Genomic DNA, 269 nt, shown 5'->3' on the forward strand with positions numbered 1-269 from the left:
GGGGATAAGGATCACCCGATGACCAGAGGCGGGCTTTGTGTCAAGCTCAAGAACTTCCCCGAACATCACTACCAGTCCGACCGGTTGATGCACCCGATGCGCCGCGTCGGACCCAAGGGTGCCGGCGAGTTCGAACGCATCACCTGGGACGAAGCGCTGGCGGAGATCAAAGAGCGGTGGACGTCGATCATCGACGAGTACGGTAGCCAGGCGATCATGCCGCACGCTTACCTCGGACACCAAGGAGTGCTCAACGGCCTGACGTCGGG

The 269-nt window shown here is 61.7% G+C and carries 1 protein-coding gene; it reads left to right on the plus strand.

The window, feature by feature from the left end; genetic code table 11:
* Positions 1-18 precede the first annotated feature (18 nt).
* Positions 19-269: molybdopterin-dependent oxidoreductase (locus SB754_RS20520; RefSeq protein ID WP_410784205.1), on the plus strand; the 251-nt coding region annotated here is incomplete at its 3' end.

It is taken from the genome of Leifsonia sp. SIMBA_070 (genome assembly GCF_046534635.1).
Lineage (GTDB): Bacteria > Actinomycetota > Actinomycetes > Actinomycetales > Microbacteriaceae > Leifsonia.